Origin of the sequence: Erwinia sp. INIA01, assembly GCF_025947915.1 — a bacterium.
In the GTDB taxonomy this organism is placed as follows: domain Bacteria; phylum Pseudomonadota; class Gammaproteobacteria; order Enterobacterales; family Enterobacteriaceae; genus Erwinia; species Erwinia coffeiphila.
Genome location: NZ_JAPDNC010000007.1, coordinates 190,418 through 209,379, shown reverse-complemented (window position 1 = coordinate 209,379; position 18,962 = coordinate 190,418). Strand labels below are relative to the sequence as shown.

At 54.9% G+C, this 18,962-nt stretch carries 16 protein-coding genes; 13 read left to right on the top strand and 3 right to left on the bottom strand.

Annotated features, from left to right (window positions below; all coding sequences use genetic code 11):
* Positions 1-89 precede the first annotated feature (89 nt).
* Complete coding sequence (gene yaaA, locus OMR58_RS14315; RefSeq protein WP_264546252.1) at positions 90-866, bottom strand: peroxide stress protein YaaA; 777 nt, start codon at positions 864-866, stop codon at positions 90-92.
* 266 nt (positions 867-1,132) lie between these two features.
* Between yaaA and tal the strand changes: the two genes are divergently transcribed.
* From tal to nhaR, 7 genes are all read left to right on the top strand, one after another.
* Positions 1,133-2,086 (top strand): transaldolase, encoded by a 954-nt coding sequence (tal, locus tag OMR58_RS14310; RefSeq protein ID WP_200562021.1) that lies wholly within the window; start codon positions 1,133-1,135, stop codon positions 2,084-2,086.
* Positions 2,087-2,351: 265 nt separating this feature from the next.
* Positions 2,352-2,939 carry a molybdopterin adenylyltransferase gene (gene mog, locus OMR58_RS14305; RefSeq protein ID WP_105594779.1) on the top strand — a complete coding sequence of 196 codons (588 nt, stop codon included), beginning with the start codon at positions 2,352-2,354 and terminating at the stop codon, positions 2,937-2,939.
* A 128-nt stretch (positions 2,940-3,067) separates the two neighbouring features.
* Complete coding sequence (locus OMR58_RS14300; RefSeq protein WP_264546251.1) at positions 3,068-4,372, top strand: MFS transporter; 1,305 nt, start codon at positions 3,068-3,070, stop codon at positions 4,370-4,372.
* Positions 4,373-4,609: 237 nt separating this feature from the next.
* Complete coding sequence (gene dnaK / locus OMR58_RS14295; RefSeq protein ID WP_200562028.1) at positions 4,610-6,517, top strand: molecular chaperone DnaK; 1,908 nt, start codon at positions 4,610-4,612, stop codon at positions 6,515-6,517.
* Positions 6,518-6,627: 110 nt separating this feature from the next.
* Positions 6,628-7,767 (top strand): molecular chaperone DnaJ, encoded by a 1,140-nt coding sequence (gene dnaJ / locus OMR58_RS14290; protein ID WP_105594776.1) that lies wholly within the window; start codon positions 6,628-6,630, stop codon positions 7,765-7,767.
* 260 nt (positions 7,768-8,027) lie between these two features.
* Positions 8,028-9,188, top strand: coding sequence for a Na+/H+ antiporter NhaA (nhaA, locus tag OMR58_RS14285; RefSeq protein ID WP_264546250.1), 1,161 nt, complete (start codon positions 8,028-8,030; stop codon positions 9,186-9,188).
* 18 nt (positions 9,189-9,206) lie between these two features.
* Positions 9,207-10,097, top strand: coding sequence for a transcriptional activator NhaR (gene nhaR, locus OMR58_RS14280; protein ID WP_105594774.1), 891 nt, complete (start codon positions 9,207-9,209; stop codon positions 10,095-10,097).
* A 57-nt stretch (positions 10,098-10,154) separates the two neighbouring features.
* On the opposite strand, the gene rpsT is transcribed toward nhaR, so the two are convergent.
* On the bottom strand, positions 10,155-10,418 hold the full coding sequence (gene rpsT / locus OMR58_RS14275) for a 30S ribosomal protein S20 (protein WP_105594773.1): 264 nt from the start codon (positions 10,416-10,418) through the stop codon (positions 10,155-10,157).
* Positions 10,419-10,735: 317 nt separating this feature from the next.
* On the opposite strand from rpsT, the gene ribF reads away from it, so the two are divergent.
* From ribF to ispH, 5 genes are read left to right on the top strand one after another with little or no spacing between them, the layout of a single operon-like run.
* On the top strand, positions 10,736-11,674 hold the full coding sequence (gene ribF / locus OMR58_RS14270; protein WP_105594772.1) for a bifunctional riboflavin kinase/FAD synthetase: 939 nt from the start codon (positions 10,736-10,738) through the stop codon (positions 11,672-11,674).
* A gap of 35 nt (positions 11,675-11,709) precedes the next feature.
* Positions 11,710-14,529, top strand: coding sequence for an isoleucine--tRNA ligase (ileS, locus tag OMR58_RS14265; RefSeq protein WP_264546249.1), 2,820 nt, complete (start codon positions 11,710-11,712; stop codon positions 14,527-14,529).
* On the top strand, positions 14,529-15,035 hold the full coding sequence (lspA, locus tag OMR58_RS14260) for a signal peptidase II (RefSeq protein ID WP_200545140.1): 507 nt from the start codon (positions 14,529-14,531) through the stop codon (positions 15,033-15,035). Before ileS ends, lspA begins: the two co-directional genes overlap by 1 nt.
* A gap of 3 nt (positions 15,036-15,038) precedes the next feature.
* Complete coding sequence (gene fkpB, locus OMR58_RS14255; protein ID WP_105594769.1) at positions 15,039-15,509, top strand: FKBP-type peptidyl-prolyl cis-trans isomerase; 471 nt, start codon at positions 15,039-15,041, stop codon at positions 15,507-15,509.
* Positions 15,490-16,443 carry a 4-hydroxy-3-methylbut-2-enyl diphosphate reductase gene (gene ispH, locus OMR58_RS14250; RefSeq protein ID WP_105594768.1) on the top strand — a complete coding sequence of 318 codons (954 nt, stop codon included), beginning with the start codon at positions 15,490-15,492 and terminating at the stop codon, positions 16,441-16,443. The genes fkpB and ispH overlap by 20 nt, the downstream gene beginning before the upstream one ends.
* A 1,042-nt stretch (positions 16,444-17,485) precedes the next feature.
* On the opposite strand, the gene OMR58_RS14245 is transcribed toward ispH, so the two are convergent.
* A complete protein-coding gene (locus tag OMR58_RS14245) occupies positions 17,486-17,731 on the bottom strand; it encodes a hypothetical protein (protein WP_264546248.1) in 246 nt (81 codons plus the stop codon).
* 164 nt (positions 17,732-17,895) lie between these two features.
* Between OMR58_RS14245 and dapB the strand changes: the two genes are divergently transcribed.
* A complete protein-coding gene (dapB, locus tag OMR58_RS14240) occupies positions 17,896-18,717 on the top strand; it encodes a 4-hydroxy-tetrahydrodipicolinate reductase (protein WP_264546247.1) in 822 nt (273 codons plus the stop codon).
* Positions 18,718-18,962: the final 245 nt, after the last annotated feature.

Genomic DNA, 18,962 nt, shown 5'->3' with positions numbered 1-18,962 from the left:
AGCTTCGCCCCTGGCTATCACGCTGATTAGCCGCTCACAGTCGGTTAATCAGCGACAAAACGGAGAGGGTATCGCCCACTCCGTTTTTTTTACGCCATTTCACGCCGCTTAAACACCAGCTCATTTCCCTTGCTGCCGTCGGCATCGTAAACGTATCCGTCCACATCAAACTTTTTCAGCTGCTCGGGCTTCGTCAGGCGGTTCTGAATAATGTAGCGGCTCATCAGACCGCGCGCTTTCTTGGCGTAGAAGCTGATGACTTTGAACTTGCCGTTCTTCTCATCGAGGAACACCGGCTTGATAATCTCGCCGTTCAACTGCTTAGGTTTTACAGACTTGAAGTACTCGTCGGAAGCGAGGTTCACCAGCACATTATCGCCCTGCGCAGCCAGTGCATCGTTCAGCGCCAGGGTCAGCCGGTCGCCCCAGAAGCTGTAGAGGTCTTTACCCGCCGGGTTTTCCAGCTTGATACCCATCTCTAACCGGTAAGGCATCATCAGGTCCAGCGGGCGCAGCAGGCCGTACAGACCGGAAAGCATACGCAGGTGCTGCTGTGCATAGTCAAAATCATCTTCGCTAAAGCTTTCCGCCTGCAGGCCGGTGTACACATCGCCTTTAAACGCCAGAATGGCCTGGCGCGCGTTTTCAGGGGAAAACTCAGGCTGCCAGTCATTGAAGCGCTCCGCGTTCAGCACCGCCAGCTTGTCGCTGATGTGCATCAGGGAACCAATCTGCGCCGGGGAAAGCTGACGCGCAACGGCGATCAGTTTCTGTGACTCCTCCAGCAGCGCGGGCTGGGTAAAACGTTTGGTCGCCAGCGGGCTTTCATAGTCCAGCGTTTTTGCGGGGGAAATTACCATCAACATGATCGGGGGTCCTTGTGCATCGCGAAAAATTGCCAGTGCATACTGTAGCAAAAAAGCGTTTAAAGAGGACAAATCGCTGTCATTGGTGGATCTGCTGATTCATCGTAAAGGAACGAAAAAAGCCCGTTTGTGTTGAGGTTTTATCCCCCTGTGGCACAGGGTTTTATGGTTGTTGCGTGGCAGGGTACGCGTGCTATCATCCGGGGCAGACATTTTCAACACCCTGACAAATCAACCTTGTTTCAACCTTGATGAGAATGACAACTATGACGGACAAATTATCCTCCCTGCGTCAGATCACTACCGTTGTTGCCGATACTGGTGACATCGCAGCGATGAAACTCTACAAACCGCAGGATGCAACCACCAACCCTTCTCTGATCCTCAGCGCCGCCCAGATCCCTGAATACCGTAAACTGATTGATGAAGCAGTTGCCTGGGCACGTGAGCAGAGCAGCGACAAAGAAGCGCAGGTTTCTTTCGCCGCGGACAAACTGGCCGTCAACATTGGTCTGGAAATCCTTAAGCTGGTTCCGGGCCGTATTTCTACCGAAGTCGATGCACGTCTGTCTTATGACACCGAAGGCAGCATCGCGAAAGCGCGTAGCCTGATCAAACTGTACAACGATGCCGGCATCAGCAACGACCGCATCCTGATCAAACTGGCTTCTACCTGGCAGGGTATCCGTGCCGCAGAGCAGCTGGAAAAAGAAGGCATCAACTGTAACCTGACCCTGCTGTTCTCCTTCGCTCAGGCGCGCGCCTGCGCCGAAGCTGGCGTGTACCTGATCTCGCCATTCGTTGGCCGTATCCTCGACTGGTACAAAGCTAACACTGATAAGAAAGAGTACGCACCGGCTGAAGATCCAGGCGTGATCTCTGTGACTGAAATCTACGAATACTACAAGCAGCACGGTTACGAGACCGTGGTGATGGGCGCAAGCTTCCGTAACGTAGGCGAAATCATTGAGCTGGCTGGCTGCGACCGTCTGACCATCTCTCCAGGCCTGCTGAAAGAGCTGGCTGAGACCGAAGGCAGCATCGAGCGTAAACTGTCTTACACCGGTGAAGTGAAAGCACGTCCGGCGAAAATGACCGAGTCTGAGTTCCTGTGGCAGCACAACCAGGACCCAATGGCGGTTCAGAAACTGGCTGAAGGCATCCGTAACTTTGCCGTTGACCAGGGCAAGCTCGACAAGATGATCGCTGACCTGCTGTAACAGCCTTCATACCTGAAGCTGTAGCGGCGTTAGCTGCGCGGACGTACCCCGGTCACTTACTGACGTAAGCTCCCGGGGATTAACCCGCCAGCCACCTTGCTACAGCTCCAGTTAATTTGGCGCTCCAGCCTTGACACCTGAAGCTGTAGCAGCGTTGGCTTCTACCGTTTCTGTCTCTGAATTTCCAATCGCCACCCTCGCTATACATCCTGCTTTGCTATGGTTTATCCTTGCGTTAACTTTCTCTATCTGACGGCAAATACCTATGAATACACTTCGCATTGGCCTGATCTCCGTATCTGACCGCGCGGCAAACGGCATCTATCAGGATCTGGGGCTTCCCGCGCTGGAAGCCTGGCTTTCTGAAGCGCTATCCACGCCGTTCAAAATTGAGAAGCGGCTGGTCCCCGATGAGCAGCCGATGATCGAGCAGGCAATCTGCGAACTGGTTGATGAGCTTTTCTGCCATCTGGTATTGACCACCGGTGGCACCGGGCCTGCTCGCCGCGACGTGACGCCCGATGCCACTCTGGCAATCGCCGATCGTGAGATGCCCGGGTTTGGCGAACAGATGCGGCAGATCAGCCTGAATTTTGTTCCTACCGCTATCCTTTCCCGTCAGGTTGGTGTGATTCGCAAACAGTCGCTGGTGATTAATTTGCCGGGCCAGCCGAAATCGATCAAAGAGACGCTGGAAGGGCTGAAGGATGAGCAGGGCAAGACGGTTGTGCACGGTATTTTTGCCAGCGTGCCCTACTGCATTCAACTGCTTGACGGACCTTACATTGAAACTAACCCGCAGGTAGTAGCAGCATTTAGGCCGAAAAGCGCTCGCCGCGAGACAAACAGCTAAAAAACAGGATTCTCAGGTATAAGATCCAGTGCCGTCTGGTGTAGATGATAATTGCCGTTATAGTAAGCATAGCTTTACAAGGTGTAATTATTTTTCTGCTCTCAGACTATGGATTTATCAGAAGAATCATGGAACAAGCACATGCACGACCTCTGAACCGACAGGATTACAAAACCCTGGTGCTCGCCGCGCTTGGTGGCGCGCTGGAATTCTACGACTTTATTATCTTCGTTTTTTTTGCAGCGGTGATTGGCGAACTGTTTTTCCCCGCCGATATTCCGGAATGGCTACGCCAGCTGCAAACCTTTGCTATTTTTGCTGCCGGCTATCTTGCCCGTCCGCTTGGCGGTCTGATCATGGCCCACTTTGGTGACAGCAAAGGGCGCAAGAAAATGTTCAGCCTGAGTATTCTGCTGATGGCTTTGCCAACGCTGGCGATGGGCCTGCTGCCCACCTACGCCACGTTGGGTATTGCTGCCCCCATTCTGCTGCTCCTGTTGCGCGTCTTGCAGGGTGCGGCTATTGGTGGTGAGGTTCCCGGTGCCTGGGTGTTTGTGGCCGAACACGTGCCGCAAAAGCGCGTAGGTTTTGCCTGCGGTACGCTGACCGCCGGACTGACCTTTGGCATTCTGCTGGGATCGCTGGTCGCCACGCTGATTAATACCAGCATGACACCGCAGACTATCGCCGAGACCGGCTGGCGTATTCCCTTCCTGCTGGGCGGTGCCTTTGGCCTGTTGGCCATGTATCTGCGCCGCTGGCTGCACGAAACGCCGGTGTTTACCCAGATGCAGCAGCGCAAAGCCTTATCGGATGAGCTGCCGCTGAAGACGGTGATTGCCCATCATCGCCAGAGCGTGGTGGTGTCGATGCTGCTGACCTGGCTGCTCTCCGCCTGTATTGTGGTGGTGCTGCTGATGGCACCCGCGCTGCTGCAAAAACTCCACGGCCTGCCCGCGGCGCTGACCCTGAAAGCGAACAGCCTGGCCACGGTGATGCTGATCTTCGGCTGCATTATCTCCGGTGCGCTGGTCGATCGCATCGGTGCGGCAACCACGCTGATCGTCGGCAGCCTGCTGCTGGCAGTGACCAGCTGGACCTTCTTTACCGTTGCCGCCGAGTATCCGGCCTGGCTATTCAGCGCCTATGCGCTGGCCGGTCTGTGCGTTGGCGTCGTTGGCGTGGTGCCTTTCGTCATGGTGTCGGCATTTCCACCTGCGGTCCGCTTTACCGGGATCTCCTTCTCTTACAATCTCTCGTATGCCATTTTCGGTGGGCTGACGCCGATCATGGTCACGTTGATGATGAAGCTGACGCCGATGGCACCGGCTTATTACGTTCTGGGCCTGGCCGGGGTCGGTGTACTGGTCGGTCTGTGGCTTAAGCGGGCATCCGCGCAGCGCGTTTTACTGCAGCAGGTCAGCGCGCAGTAACCCCTGATTTGCCGTGGTTAAACCGGACTGGCCTCTGCCGGTCCGTTTTTTTTCAAAAAAAACGAATTTTTTTTGCTGTTGCCCCTTGATGCGGCGCCTGGCGGCCCCATCTTAATTGGCATCCGAGGCTACGGACCTGGAAAAAAAAGAGCGGGATGAGCAGTTGAAACTGTGAATAATGCCCGCATTTAAGGTTCATAACCTGATTTGAAATGAATTTAAGTGGGAGACGTTTAGATGGGTAAGATTATTGGTATTGACCTGGGTACGACTAACTCTTGTGTAGCTATCATGGATGGCGGCAAGGCACGCGTACTGGAGAATGCGGAAGGCGATCGCACCACGCCATCCATCATTGCTTACACTCAGGATGGTGAAACGCTGGTGGGTCAGCCTGCTAAACGTCAGGCCGTGACCAACCCGCAGAATACCCTGTTTGCGATTAAGCGCCTGATTGGCCGTCGCTTCCAGGATGAAGAAGTACAGCGTGATATTAAAATCATGCCGTTCAAAATCGTTGGCGCTGACAACGGTGACGCATGGCTGGACGTGAAAGGCCAGCGCGTAGCACCTCCGCAGATCTCTGCAGAAGTGCTGAAAAAAATGAAGAAAACAGCCGAAGATTATCTGGGTGAGCCGGTGACTGAAGCGGTTATTACCGTACCGGCTTACTTCAACGATGCACAGCGTCAGGCAACCAAAGATGCCGGCCGCATCGCTGGTCTGGAAGTCAAACGTATCATCAACGAACCAACCGCAGCCGCACTGGCCTACGGTCTGGATAAAGGTCAGGGCAACCGCACTATCGCGGTATACGACCTGGGTGGTGGTACCTTCGATATCTCTATCATCGAAATCGATGAAGTTGACGGCGAAAAAACCTTCGAAGTTCTGGCAACCAACGGTGATACCCACCTGGGTGGTGAAGACTTCGATAGCCGCATGATCAACTACCTGGTGGCTGAGTTTAAGAAAGATTCAGGTATCGATCTGCACAACGATCCGCTGGCTATGCAGCGCCTGAAAGAAGCCGCTGAAAAAGCGAAAATCGAACTGTCTTCTGCACAGCAGACCGACGTCAACCTGCCGTACATCACGGCGGATGCGACCGGTCCTAAGCACCTGAACATCAAGGTGACTCGTGCGAAACTGGAATCACTGGTAGAAGACCTGGTTACTCGTTCTATTGAGCCGCTGAAAGTTGCGCTGCAGGATGCGGGCCTGTCCGTGTCTGATATCAACGACGTTATCCTCGTTGGTGGCCAGACGCGTATGCCAATGGTGCAGTCAAAAGTGGCTGAGTTCTTTGGTAAAGAGCCGCGTAAAGATGTTAACCCGGACGAAGCCGTTGCCGTGGGCGCAGCCGTACAGGGTGGCGTACTGGCCGGTGAAGTAAAAGACGTTCTGCTGCTGGACGTTACCCCACTGTCGCTGGGTATCGAAACCATGGGCGGCGTGATGACTTCACTGATCGCCAAGAACACCACCATCCCAACCAAGCACAGCCAGGTGTTCTCTACCGCTGAAGACAACCAGTCTGCGGTAACCATCCACGTTGTGCAGGGTGAGCGTAAACGCGCTGCGGATAACAAGTCACTGGGCCAGTTCAACCTTGACGGTATCCAGGCTGCGCCGCGCGGTATGCCGCAGATCGAAGTGACCTTCGACATCGACGCCGACGGTATTCTGCACGTATCCGCTAAAGACAAAAACAGCGGTAAAGAGCAGAAGATCACCATTAAGGCCTCTTCCGGTCTGAACGACGAAGAGATCGAAAAAATGGTGCGTGATGCAGAAGCTAACGCCGAGTCTGACCGCAAGTTTGAAGAGCTGGTGCAGACCCGTAACCAGGGTGACCAGGTTGCGCACAGCACCCGCAAGCAGCTGACCGATGCCGGTGACCAACTGCCAGCAGACGTGAAAGCGCCAATCGAAGCGGCTCTGACCGAGCTGGATACTGCGCTGAAAGGCGAAGACAAAGCTGAGATTGAAGCGAAAATCCAGGCGCTGATGGAAGTGTCCGGTAAGCTGATGGAATTTGCTCAGCAGCAGCAGGCCGCTGGCGGCGCAGCCGAAGCAGCCGAAGGTAAGAAAGATGACGACGTCGTTGACGCCGAATTCGAAGAAGTTAAAGACAAGAAATAATCGCCCTTGAGCGGGCATGATGCTCCCCTGATGGAGCATCGTATTAACCAGCACGGGCGTGGAGATTTCTCCCCGCCCGTGCACGCATGTTAAGGGCAGGATCAATAACAATGGCGAAGAAAGACTATTACGAGGTTTTAGGCGTTTCCAAATCTGCGGAAGAGCGTGAAATCAAAAAGGCTTATAAACGTCTTGCGATGAAGTTCCACCCTGACCGCAACCAGGGCGATAAAGAAGCCGAAGAGAAATTCAAAGAGATCAAAGAAGCGTACGAAATTCTGACCGATGCGCAGAAACGTGCGGCTTACGATCAGTACGGCCATGCTGCCTTTGAACAGGGCGGAATGGGCGGCGGCGGCGGTGGTTTCGGCGGTGGCGGTGCAGATTTTAGCGATATCTTTGGCGACGTATTCGGCGATATCTTCGGCGGAGGCCGCCGTCAGCAGCGCGCCGCACGCGGTGCTGATTTGCGCTACAACATGGAACTGACGCTGGAAGAAGCGGTACGCGGCGTGACCAAAGAGATCCGCATTCCAACGCTGGAAGAGTGTGAGGTTTGCCACGGTAGCGGAGCGAAAGCGGGAACCAAGCCGCAGACCTGTTCAACCTGTCACGGTGCAGGTCAGGTGCAGATGCGCCAGGGCTTCTTCACCGTTCAGCAGGCGTGTCCAACCTGTCACGGTCGCGGTTCGGTGATTAAAGATCCGTGCAACGCCTGTCACGGCCACGGTCGTGTAGAGAAATCAAAAACGCTGTCGGTGAAAATTCCGGCGGGCGTGGATACCGGCGATCGCATTCGTCTGAGCGGCGAAGGTGAAGCCGGTGAGCACGGCGCACCGTCTGGCGATCTGTACGTTCAGGTTCAGGTGAAAAAACACCGTATCTTCGAACGTGAAGAGAACAACCTGTACTGTGAAGTGCCGATCAACTTCGCAATGGCAGCCCTGGGTGGTGAGATTGAAGTGCCGACCCTCGATGGCCGCGTGAAGCTGAAGGTGCCTGCAGAAACGCAGACCGGCAAGCTGTTCCGTATGCGTGGTAAAGGCGTGAAATCCGTACGCGGTGGTGCTCAGGGCGACCTACTGTGCCGCGTGGTGGTGGAAACCCCGGTCAGCCTGAATGAGAAGCAGAAAACGCTGCTGCGCGAGCTGGAAGAGAGCTTCGGTGGCCCGAGCGGCGATCAGAACAGCCCGCGTTCAAAGAGTTTCTTTGACGGCGTGAAAAAGTTCTTTGACGATCTGACGCGTTAATCTGCTTTAGCTCTGAGCGTGGTATTTGATGGGCGATCTCGGCAGAGATCGCCCATTTGCTTTATGCGGCTTCCGTTTTCACCGGCATGTTTGTGGCGGCTCACGGGAATTTTCCCGGCTTCGTATCGGCATACGGCAGCGGAGAGCAATTCTTCGGAAATTCCGATCGGTTAACCATTTATAATCTTTTTTTTACGAAGAGTTAAAACGAGTATGCTGTGGTCTTCTTCACGCACACACTCGAATTAATGGAATCTTCGATGAAAACAGCTCTTAAGCGTCTGCTTAACAATGACGCCACCGGCGGTGTGGTCCTGATCGTGGCCGCTGCCATTGCGATGCTTCTGGCAAACAATAGCGCGACGCAGCAGGGATATCAGGCGCTGCTGGCGATGCCGGTGCAGTTCCGTTTTGGTGAACTCGACATCAACAAAGATCTGCTGCTGTGGATCAATGATGCGCTGATGGCGCTGTTCTTCCTTCTGATTGGTCTTGAGGTGAAGCGCGAACTGGTCACCGGCTCGCTAAACAGTCGCGAGCGGGCGATGTTCCCGCTGATCGCCGCGCTGGGCGGAATGCTGGCTCCGGCCCTGATCTTCACCGCCTTTAACCATAACGATCCACTGGCGATCCACGGCTGGGCGATCCCCACCGCCACGGACATTGCCTTTGCGCTGGGTATTCTCGCGCTGCTGGGGAGTCGGGTGCCGGTACAGTTAAAAATGTTCCTTATGGCGCTGGCGGTCATTGACGATCTTGGGGCGATCGTGATTATCGCTTTCTTCTACACCAGCGACCTTTCGCTGCTCTCATTGGGTATTGCTGCTGCTGCGATTGTCGCGCTGGCACTGCTTAATCTGTGTGGCGTTCGTAAAACGTCACTGTATCTGCTGGTCGGGATGGTGCTGTGGATTGCGGTGCTGAAATCCGGCGTTCACGCCACGCTGGCGGGGGTCATTGTCGGCTTCTTTATCCCGCTGAAGGAAAAGGAGGGTGTTTCACCGTCGGTCGATTTGGCGCACGGATTACAGCCGTGGGTCAGCTGGGTTATTCTGCCGCTGTTTGCCTTTGCCAATGCCGGGGTATCGCTGAGCGGCGTGTCGCTTAACGGTCTGTTCTCCGCCGTACCGCTGGGGATTATCCTTGGCCTGTTTATCGGCAAACCGTTAGGGATTACGCTGATCTGCTGGCTGTCCGTGAAGCTGAAAATTGCTGCGCTGCCTGAGCGAACTAAAATGGTCGATATTGCCGCCGTTGGCGTGCTGTGTGGGATTGGTTTTACCATGTCGATCTTTATCGCTTCACTGGCCTTTGATGCACAGCATGAAGAGATGGTTACCCTGGCGAAGCTGGGCATCCTGACCGGCTCGGTGGTTTCCGCCGTGGTGGGCTATCTGCTGCTGCGGGTTAAGCTGAAGTAAGGCAACGCGAGGGATGACATGTCGCAGATGAACTTTAACCACCTCTATTACTTCTGGCAGGTCTGTAAAACCGGCTCGGTGGTTAAAGCTGCTGAGGTACTCAACCTTACGCCACAGACCATTACCGGCCAGCTGAAGGCGCTGGAAGAGCGTCTGCAGGGGCGCTTGTTTAAGCGGCAGGGGCGGGGGCTGGTGCCCTCAGAGCTGGGACAGCTGGTTTTCCGCTACGCCGACCGCATGTTTACCCTCAGCCAGGAGATGCTGGATATCGTTAACTATCGCAAGGAAGCGAGCCTGCTATTTGACGTTGGCGTGGCCGATGCGTTATCCAAAAAGCTGGTCAGCCAGATTCTGGCGACCGCCGTACAGGAAGCGGAGCCTATCCATCTGCGCTGCTTTGAGTCTACCCATGAACTGCTTCTGGAGCAGCTCAGCGAACACAAACTGGATATGATCCTCTCCGACTGCCCGGTGGACTCCTCGCAGCAGGCGGGGCTGTTTTCCATCAAGCTGGGCGAATGTGGCATTAGCTTCTGGTGCCATGATGCGCTGCCCGATAGCGCGTTTCCTGCCTGTCTGACCGCGCATAATTTGCTGGTTCCCGGCAGGCGTTCAATGTTGGGGCGCAGGCTGCTGAACTGGTTTCAGTCACAGAATCTGGACGTTACCATTCTGGGTGAATTCGATGATGCGGCGCTGATGAAGGCCTTTGGAGCCGCAAATCGGGCCATTTTTGTGGCACCCACGCTGTATGGCAAAGAGAGTTATTACGCTGAGGGGATTGTTGAACTGGGCCAGGCGGAGGCGGTGGTTGAAGAGTACCACGTGATTTTTGCTGAACGAATGATTCAGCATCCGGCGGTACAGCGGATCTGCAATAAGGATTTCAGCGCGCTGTTTGCCGTTTAACGGACATAAAAAAACCGCCGTAAGGCGGTCTTTTTAACGCGGATTAACAAGCCGGCATTACGCCAGGTTGCTGATCTGTGCAGCCAGGTTTGCTTTATGACGAGCAGCCTTGTTTTTGTGGATCAGGCCTTTAGCTGCCTGGCGGTCCACGATAGGTTGCATTTCATTGAATGCAGCCTGTGCAGCTGCTTTATCGCCAGTAGCGATAGCTGCGTATACTTTCTTAACAAAGGTACGCATCATTGAACGACGGCTAGCGTTGTGCTTACGACGCTTCTCAGACGTTACGGCGCGTTTCTTAGCTGATTTGATATTAGCCAAGGTCCAACTCCCAAATAGTTCTATGAGGACAATTCAAAGGCCGAGGAATATGCCCTTTTCGCCTTCGGTTGTCAATGGATTTGTGCAAATAAGCGCCGATGAAACATTGGCACTTGGTTACGTTTCGATGGCGCAAGATTCTACCAGCATAAGCCTGGCGAATACAGCTTATTCACAAGAAAAAATATAATCCCATGGCCAGCGAGTACCATACAGAATGAAATGGCAGTAAGAAAGCGCGAAAGCCCGCAATCGCGGGTTAACCTTCATCGCTGTACAAGGTATAATCCGCCGATTTCCACAAATTTGAGCCAGCCATGAAGTTTATCCGCGGTATACATAACCTGAGAGAGCAGCATCGCGGCTGCGTACTGGCTATCGGTAATTTCGATGGCGTACACCGCGGTCACCAGGCGCTGCTGGCGCGCCTGTGCGAAGAAGGGCGACAGCGCAATCTGCCGGTGATGGTGATGCTGTTCGAACCCCAGCCGCTGGAGCTGTTCGCGGCTGACGGTGCCCCGGCGCGGCTGACCCGCCTGCGTGAAAAAGTTCGTTACCTTGAACAAGCCGGTATTGATAACGTGCTGTGCGTGCGCTTCGACAGGCGTTTTGCTGCCCACACGGCGCAAAGTTTTATTGCCGATCTGCTGGTCGATAAGCTGGGCGTGCAGTTCCTTGTCGTCGGTGATGATTTCCGCTTTGGCGCTGGTCGCCAGGGCGATTTCCTGTTATTACAGAAGGCTGGCGTCGAATACGGTTTCGATGTCATCAGCACCCAGACATTTTGCGATAATGGCAAACGCATCAGCAGCACGGCGGTACGTCAGGCGCTGGCAGACGACGATCTGGCGCAGGCCGCCGTTTTGCTGGGGCATCCCTTCAGCATTTCTGGTCGCGTGGTCCACGGCGATGCGCTGGGCCGGACGATTGGTTTCCCCACCGCTAACCTGCCGCTGCGTCGTACCGTTTCCCCGGTAAAAGGGGTGTATGCCGTTGAAGTCCTGGGCCTTGGGGAGCGTCCGCTGCCGGGCGTCGCCAATATTGGCACCCGACCCACCGTTGCCGGGCTGCGTCAGCAGCTGGAAGTGCATCTGCTGGATGTCGCTATCGACCTATACGGGCGCCATATTGATGTGGTGCTGCGTAAAAAAATTCGCAACGAGCAGCGCTTTGCCTCGCTCGATGCACTGAAAGAGCAAATTGCTAAAGATGTGGTGACTGCCCGCGACTTTTTCGGGCTGAAGACACCGGTTTAAACAGAACTGAAGCGAAATACGGAATCGAGAATCTGATGAGTGACTATAAATCAACCCTGAATTTGCCGGAAACGGGGTTCCCGATGCGTGGCGATCTGGCCAAACGCGAACCGGGAATGCTGCAACGTTGGTATGATGACAAACTGTACGGCATCATCCGCGAAGCCAAAAAAGGGAAAAAAACCTTTATCCTTCATGATGGCCCTCCTTATGCGAACGGCAGCATTCATATTGGTCACTCAGTAAACAAGATTCTGAAAGATATTATCGTTAAGTCGAAAGGCATGGCGGGCTACGATTCGCCTTACGTACCGGGCTGGGACTGCCACGGTTTGCCTATCGAGCACAAAGTTGAGCAGATGATCGGCAAGCCGGGCGAGAAAGTGACCCCGGCCGAGTTCCGTGCTGCCTGCCGCAAATACGCTGCCGAGCAGGTTGAAGGACAGAAAGCCGACTTCATCCGCCTGGGCGTGTTGGGTGACTGGGATCGCCCGTACCTGACGATGAACTTCAAAACCGAAGCCAACATCATCCGCGCGCTGGGTAAAATCATCGGTAACGGTCACCTGCACAAAGGCGCTAAGCCGGTGCACTGGTGCCTGGACTGCCGCTCTGCGCTGGCGGAAGCCGAAGTGGAGTATTACGACAAAACTTCTCCATCCATTGACGTGATGTTTAACGCGCTGGATGCTGATGCCGTGCGCGCGAAGTTTGGCGTTGCCGCTTCAGAAGGCCCGGTATCGCTGGTTATCTGGACCACCACCCCGTGGACCATGCCGGCCAACCGCGGTATCTCACTGCATCCGGAATTTGAGTATCAGCTCCTGCAGATCGAAGGCCGCAGCCTGATCCTGGCGAAAGAGCTGGTAGAAAGCGTGATGAAACGCGCGGGCGTGGCCGAGTGGACCGTGCTGGGCGAATGCAAGGGTGAGGCGCTGGAGCTTCAGCTGTTCCAGCATCCGTTCCTGGAGCAGATTCAGTCGAAAGTCGTGCTGGGTGAGCACGTTACGCTGGAAGCCGGTACTGGTGCTGTGCATACCGCGCCGGGCCACGGTCCGGATGACTATGTTATCGGTCAGAAATACGGTCTGGAAACCGCTAACCCGGTTGGTCCGGACGGCAGCTATCTGCCGGGTACCTACCCGACGCTGGACGGTGTTAACGTCTTTAAAGCCAACGATATGATCGTTGAGCTGCTGAAAGAGAAGGGCGCACTGCTGCATGTTGAAAAACTGCACCACAGCTACCCGCACTGCTGGCGTCACAAAACGCCGATTATCTTCCGTGCTACTCCGCAGTGGTTTATCAGCATGGATCAGAAAGGCCTGCGTGCGCAGTCGCTGAAAGAGATCAAAGGCGTGCAGTGGATCCCGGACTGGGGCCAGGCGCGTATCGAAGCGATGGTGGCGAACCGTCCTGACTGGTGTATCTCACGCCAGCGTACCTGGGGCGTGCCGATGGCGCTGTTCGTGCATAAAGACACCGAGCAGCTGCATCCGGACAGCCTGGCGCTGATGGAAAAAGTCGCGCTGCGCGTAGAGGAAGAAGGTATCCAGGCATGGTGGGATCTTGACCCGCGTGAGCTGATGGGTGATGACGCCGACAACTATGTGAAAGTACCGGATACGCTGGACGTATGGTTTGACTCCGGCTCCACCAGCTACTCCGTTGTGGATGCGCGTCCTGAGTTCGGCGGCCATGCACCGGATATGTATCTGGAAGGTTCTGACCAGCATCGCGGCTGGTTTATGTCTTCACTGATGATTTCAACGGCGATGAAGGGCAAAGCGCCTTATCGTCAGGTACTGACCCACGGTTTCACCGTTGACGGTCAGGGCCGCAAGATGTCCAAATCGCTGGGCAACACCGTTTCGCCGCAGGACGTGATGAACAAACTGGGCGCGGATATTCTGCGTCTGTGGGTCGCTTCTACCGACTACTCCGGTGAAATCGCCGTATCCGACGAAATCCTTAAGCGCTCAGCCGACAGCTATCGCCGCATTCGTAACACCGCGCGCTTCCTGCTGGCTAACCTGGCGGGCTTTAATCCGGAAACCGATTTGGTGAAACCGGAAGATATGGTCGTTGTCGATCGCTGGGCAGTGGGCCGTGCGCTGGCAGCACAGAACGATATCGTTGCCTCTTATGAAGCCTATGACTTCCATGAAGTAGTTCAGCGCCTGATGCAGTTCTGCTCGGTGGAAATGGGTTCCTTCTATCTCGACATCATCAAAGACCGTCAGTACACCGCGAAGGCCGATGGCCTGGCGCGCCGCAGCTGCCAGACCGCACTGTGGTACATCGCCGAGGCGCTGGTGCGCTGGATGGCACCGATCATGTCGTTTACCGCCGATGAAATCTGGGGCTACCTGCCGGGCAAACGCAGCCAGTACGTGTTTACCGAAGAGTGGTTCGATGGCCTGTTCGGCCTGGCGGCGGATGAGTCCATGAACGACGCCTACTGGGCGGATCTGCTGAAAGTGCGTAGCGAAGTGAACAAGGTGCTTGAGCAGGCGCGTGCAGACAAACTGATCGGTGGCTCTCTGGAAGCCAGCGTGACGCTGTATGCCGATGCTGAGCTGGCCGCGAAGCTGAACAGCCTGGGCGAAGAGCTGCGCTTTGTGCTGCTGACCTCCGGTGCTCAGGTGGCGGATTACGCTCAGGCTGGCGACGACGCGCAGCAGAGCGAGATCGTCAAAGGCCTGAAGATCGCTCTGCGTAAAGCAGACGGTGAGAAGTGCCCGCGCTGCTGGCATTACACCACCGATATCGGCCAGAACGCTGCGCATGCAGACGTTTGTGGTCGCTGTGCCACCAACGTCGCGGGCAGCGGCGAACTGCGTAAGTTTGCATAATGAGCCGCCCCGTTCTTTCTACCGGATTGCGCTGGCTGTGGCTGGTGCTGGTGGTGATTGGCATCGATTTCGCCAGTAAACAGTGGATTATGAATACGCTGATGCTGCACGAGTCGATGCCGGTGATGCCATTTTTTAACTTCTTTTATGCTCACAACTACGGCGCGGCGTTCAGCTTCCTTGCCGATAAAGGTGGCTGGCAGCGCTGGTTCTTCGCCGGCATTGCCATCGCTATTGTCGTAGTGCTGCTGGTGATGATGTACCGTAGCCCGGCGAGCAATAAACTGAATAACATCGCCTATGCGCTGATCGTGGGTGGCGCATTGGGCAACCTGTTCGACCGGTCATATCATGGCTTCGTGGTGGACTTCATCGATTTTTATGTTGGAGACTGGCACTTTGCCACGTTTAATATCGCCGACTGCGCTATCTGTATAGGTGCCGCGCTGGTCGTACTGGAAGGGTTTATCAGCCCGGCCGGTAAACAGGCTAAGAATAAAGGGTAGGGCATGATCGATTCTGTACAGCGCGACAGCTCACTGCTGGTGCATTTCACCTTAAAACTGGCGGATGGATCGACCGCAGAGTCCACACGCAATAACGGTAAGCCAGCGCTGTTTTGTCTGGGTGACGGCAGCCTGTCCGAAGGGCTGGAAAACCAGCTGATTGGACTGAAGGTTGGTGACAAACATGCCTTTGCGCTGGAGTCTGAAGACGCTTTTGGCGGCATCAGTCCGGACCTGATCCAGTACTTCTCGCGCCGTGATTTTATGCAGGCAGGCGAACCGGAGGTTGGCGCAATTATGCTGTTCTCCGGCATGGACGGTAACGAAATGCCCGGTGTGATTCGTGAGATTTCCGGTGATTCAATCACCGTTGATTTCAACCATCCGCTGGCCGGGCAGACCATTCATTTTGACGTAGAAGTACTGGAGATTAATCCGGTACTGGAGGCGGCGAATGCAGATCCTGTTGGCTAACCCACGCGGTTTTTGTGCGGGCGTTGATCGCGCTATCAGCATTGTCGAGCGTGCGCTGGAGATGTACGGCGCACCGATTTACGTTCGTCATGAAGTGGTGCATAACCGCTACGTGGTTAACAGTCTGCGCGAACGTGGGGCGATTTTTATTGAGGAAATCAGCGAAGTGCCGGATGGCTGCATTCTGATTTTCTCCGCCCACGGCGTTTCCCAGGCGGTGCGTGCAGAAGCGAAAGCGCGCGATCTCACCATGCTGTTCGACGCCACCTGTCCGCTGGTGACCAAAGTCCATATGGAAGTTGCGCGTGCCAGCCGTAAGGGCACCGAGGCGATCCTGATTGGCCACGCCGGTCACCCGGAGGTCGAGGGCACCATGGGCCAGTACAATAACCCGAAAGGGGGTATGTACCTGGTGGAAGCGCCCGCTGATGTGTGGAAGCTGCAGGTGAAGGATGAAGACAACCTGTGCTTTATGACTCAGACCACGCTGTCGGTGGACGACACTTATGAAGTGATCGATGCCCTGCGTGCGCGTTTCCCAAAAATTGTGGGTCCGCGTAAAGACGATATCTGTTACGCGACGACCAACCGCCAGGAAGCGGTGCGTACACTGTCGAAGGATGCGGACGTGGTGCTGGTGGTGGGTTCGAAAAACTCCTCTAACTCCAACCGTCTGGCTGAACTGGCGCAGCGCGCCGGTAAGCTGGCACGGCTGATCGATTCTGCCGATGATATTCAGGAAGAGTGGATCAAAGGCGCACGCTGCGTTGGCGTTACTGCCGGTGCATCGGCTCCTGACGTGCTGGTGCAGGAAGTTATCCAGCGGCTGAATCAGCTTGGCGGTGTGGATGCCATTGAGCTGATTGGTCGCGAAGAGAATATCGTGTTTGAAGTGCCGAAAGAGCTGCGCGTTGAGGTTCGGCAGGTCGAATAATCGGTTTGTTTCGCTTGCTGTTGTCTCGGGGCTGTTGCTCAGATTGCAGGTGTATAGATCGCTGTTGTATTGATGGTTGTTGTTCGGGTAGTCGCAAGGACGGGTGGGCTTTGGCCTGGCGGTCCTTGCGCCGGGCTTTGCCCGGTTCCCTCACTTCGTTCGTCAGCCTTTTGGACCGGTGAAGATGGCGCGTCCCTGCGCCAGCTTCACCTCTCGCCAACGTCCTGTTGGCGAGTCCAGTCTTCCTCTCTCCGTTCCGCGCTGTGGATTGCCCTGCCAAAGCCCACCCGTCCTCGCCTCATTTTTCGCGTTGCCTGTTGAAAACGGCCTCTTTCTATTCCAGGCTACGAATTGCCTTGCCAAAGCCCATCCGTCCTCGCCTTACTTTCTGTGTTGCCTGTTGAATACGACCTTATGCGTATTCGTTTCGTTGGATGAAGTCTTTAAAGCTGCAGAATTGCGCGTTGAGGTTCGGTAGATCGAATAGTTTACTGTGATTTCGGTGGCTATCAGATAGGTTGCAGCGAGGACGGATGGGCTTTGGCCTGGCGGTCCTCGCGCCGGGCTTTGCCCGGTTCCCTCACTGCGTTCGTCAGCCTTTTGGACCGGTGAAGATGGCGCGTCCCTGCGCCAGCTTCACCTCTCGCCAACGTCCTGTTGGCGAGTCCAGTCTTCCTCTCTGCGTTCAGCGCTGCGGATTGCCCTGCCAAAGCCCATCCGTCCTCGCCTCATTTTCCGCGTTGCCTGTTGAATACGATCATATATCTGACGTTATCTTTAGACCCACCACATCCATTGGTGAAAGGGGACAGGGCATTCCACAGCGCTGAGGTGGAGGCAGCAGGTCAGGAGACGGCAACAGGGATAGCCAAAAGCCAGTAAATCTATGAAGCAATAGCCGCATATCTACTCGCTGTATCTGACGCTGTCTTTGAACCCGCGACACGATTGATGGAAGGGGGACAGCCTCTGCGGCTGCAGGGCATTCCGCAGCGCTGAGGCGGAGGCAGCAGGCCAGGAGACACCAACAAGGATGTTGGTGTCAGGTGAAGCTGGTGCAGGGATGCACCATCTTCACCGGTCTGACAGGCCGGATGCCGTAGACGAAGGTACCGCGCAGCGGCGCGAGGACCGCCCGGAAGCCGCAGAGGCTGTCCCCCCAACCCAAAGTCATCAGCGGCAAAAACATCAGCCACGTCATAATCCAACCTTCTCCCCAACCCAAAGCCATCAGCGGAAAAAACATCAGCCACGCCATGATCCAGCCTTCTCCCCAACCCAAATCCATCAGTGACAACCTCTCCCCGATCCACCATAAATCTGTTTTACTGATAATCTGCGCCAGCTGGCGTAAAATTCTAATTATGTGGTTTTAATTGTGGCGCAGAGGTTAACGCGTGGTTAATCTGTATGCGCTTTGCATGCATAGAAATCTGTCAGGAATGAATAATTATGAGTAACGCAGAAATCCGTATCGCCGTTGTGGGAGCCGCAGGGCGTATGGGGCGTCAGCTGATTCAGGCTGCTGTTCAGGCTGAAGGTGCACGTCTGGGTGCCGCCCTAGTGCGTGCCGGTTCTTCTCTGGTTGGCAGCGATGCCGGTGAACTGGCGGGTTGTGGCTTACAGGGCGTGAAGATTAGCGACAGCCTGGATGCGGTGGTCAACGACTTCGACGTATTGATCGACTTCACCCGCCCGGAAGCGACGCTGAACTATCTGGAATTTTGCCGCCAGCATAAAAAAGCGATGGTAATTGGTACTACCGGTTTCGATGACGCCGGGAAAGCCGCAATCAAAGCCGCTGCGGAAGATATCGGTATCGTGTTTGCCGCCAACTTCAGCGTCGGTGTGAATCTGGTGCTCAAGCTGCTGGAAAAAGCGGCCAAAGTCATGGGTGAGTACGCGGATATCGAAATTGTAGAAGCGCATCACCGTCATAAAGTCGATGCTCCTTCCGGTACGGCGCTGGCGATGGGTGAGGCGATTGCCGATGCCATGGACTGGGATCTGAATGAGCACGCGGTTTATGCCCGTGAAGGGATCACCGGGGAACGTAAGGCGCAAACCATCGGTTTTGCCACCGTCCGTGCAGGCGATATCGTCGGAGAGCATACCGCAATGTTTGCAGATATCGGCGAGCGCGTAGAGATTACCCACAAGGCTTCCAGCCGCATGACCTTTGCTAATGGCGCGGTTAAGGCAGGATTATGGTTGGGTGCGCATAAATCAGGTCTTTTTGACATGAGAAGTGTGCTTAATCTTGATGATTTATAAGTGTTGTAAACCATCGTGATGTGGTTATTTCAATCATAAGTTTATGATTGGCTGGGCAATAATTTTATTGCCCTTTTTATTTTTTAAAAATGACATCTTTTTGTAATTTATAGTCTGTAGGTCTTATAAAACTAACTTTACCTATCATTCATCCTCCTTTTTATAAGATTTTTGACCATTTGGTCCACTTTTTCACGTTCCCGCATCCATTTTTATGCATTCACTGGCAGGCAACCGATTTTATT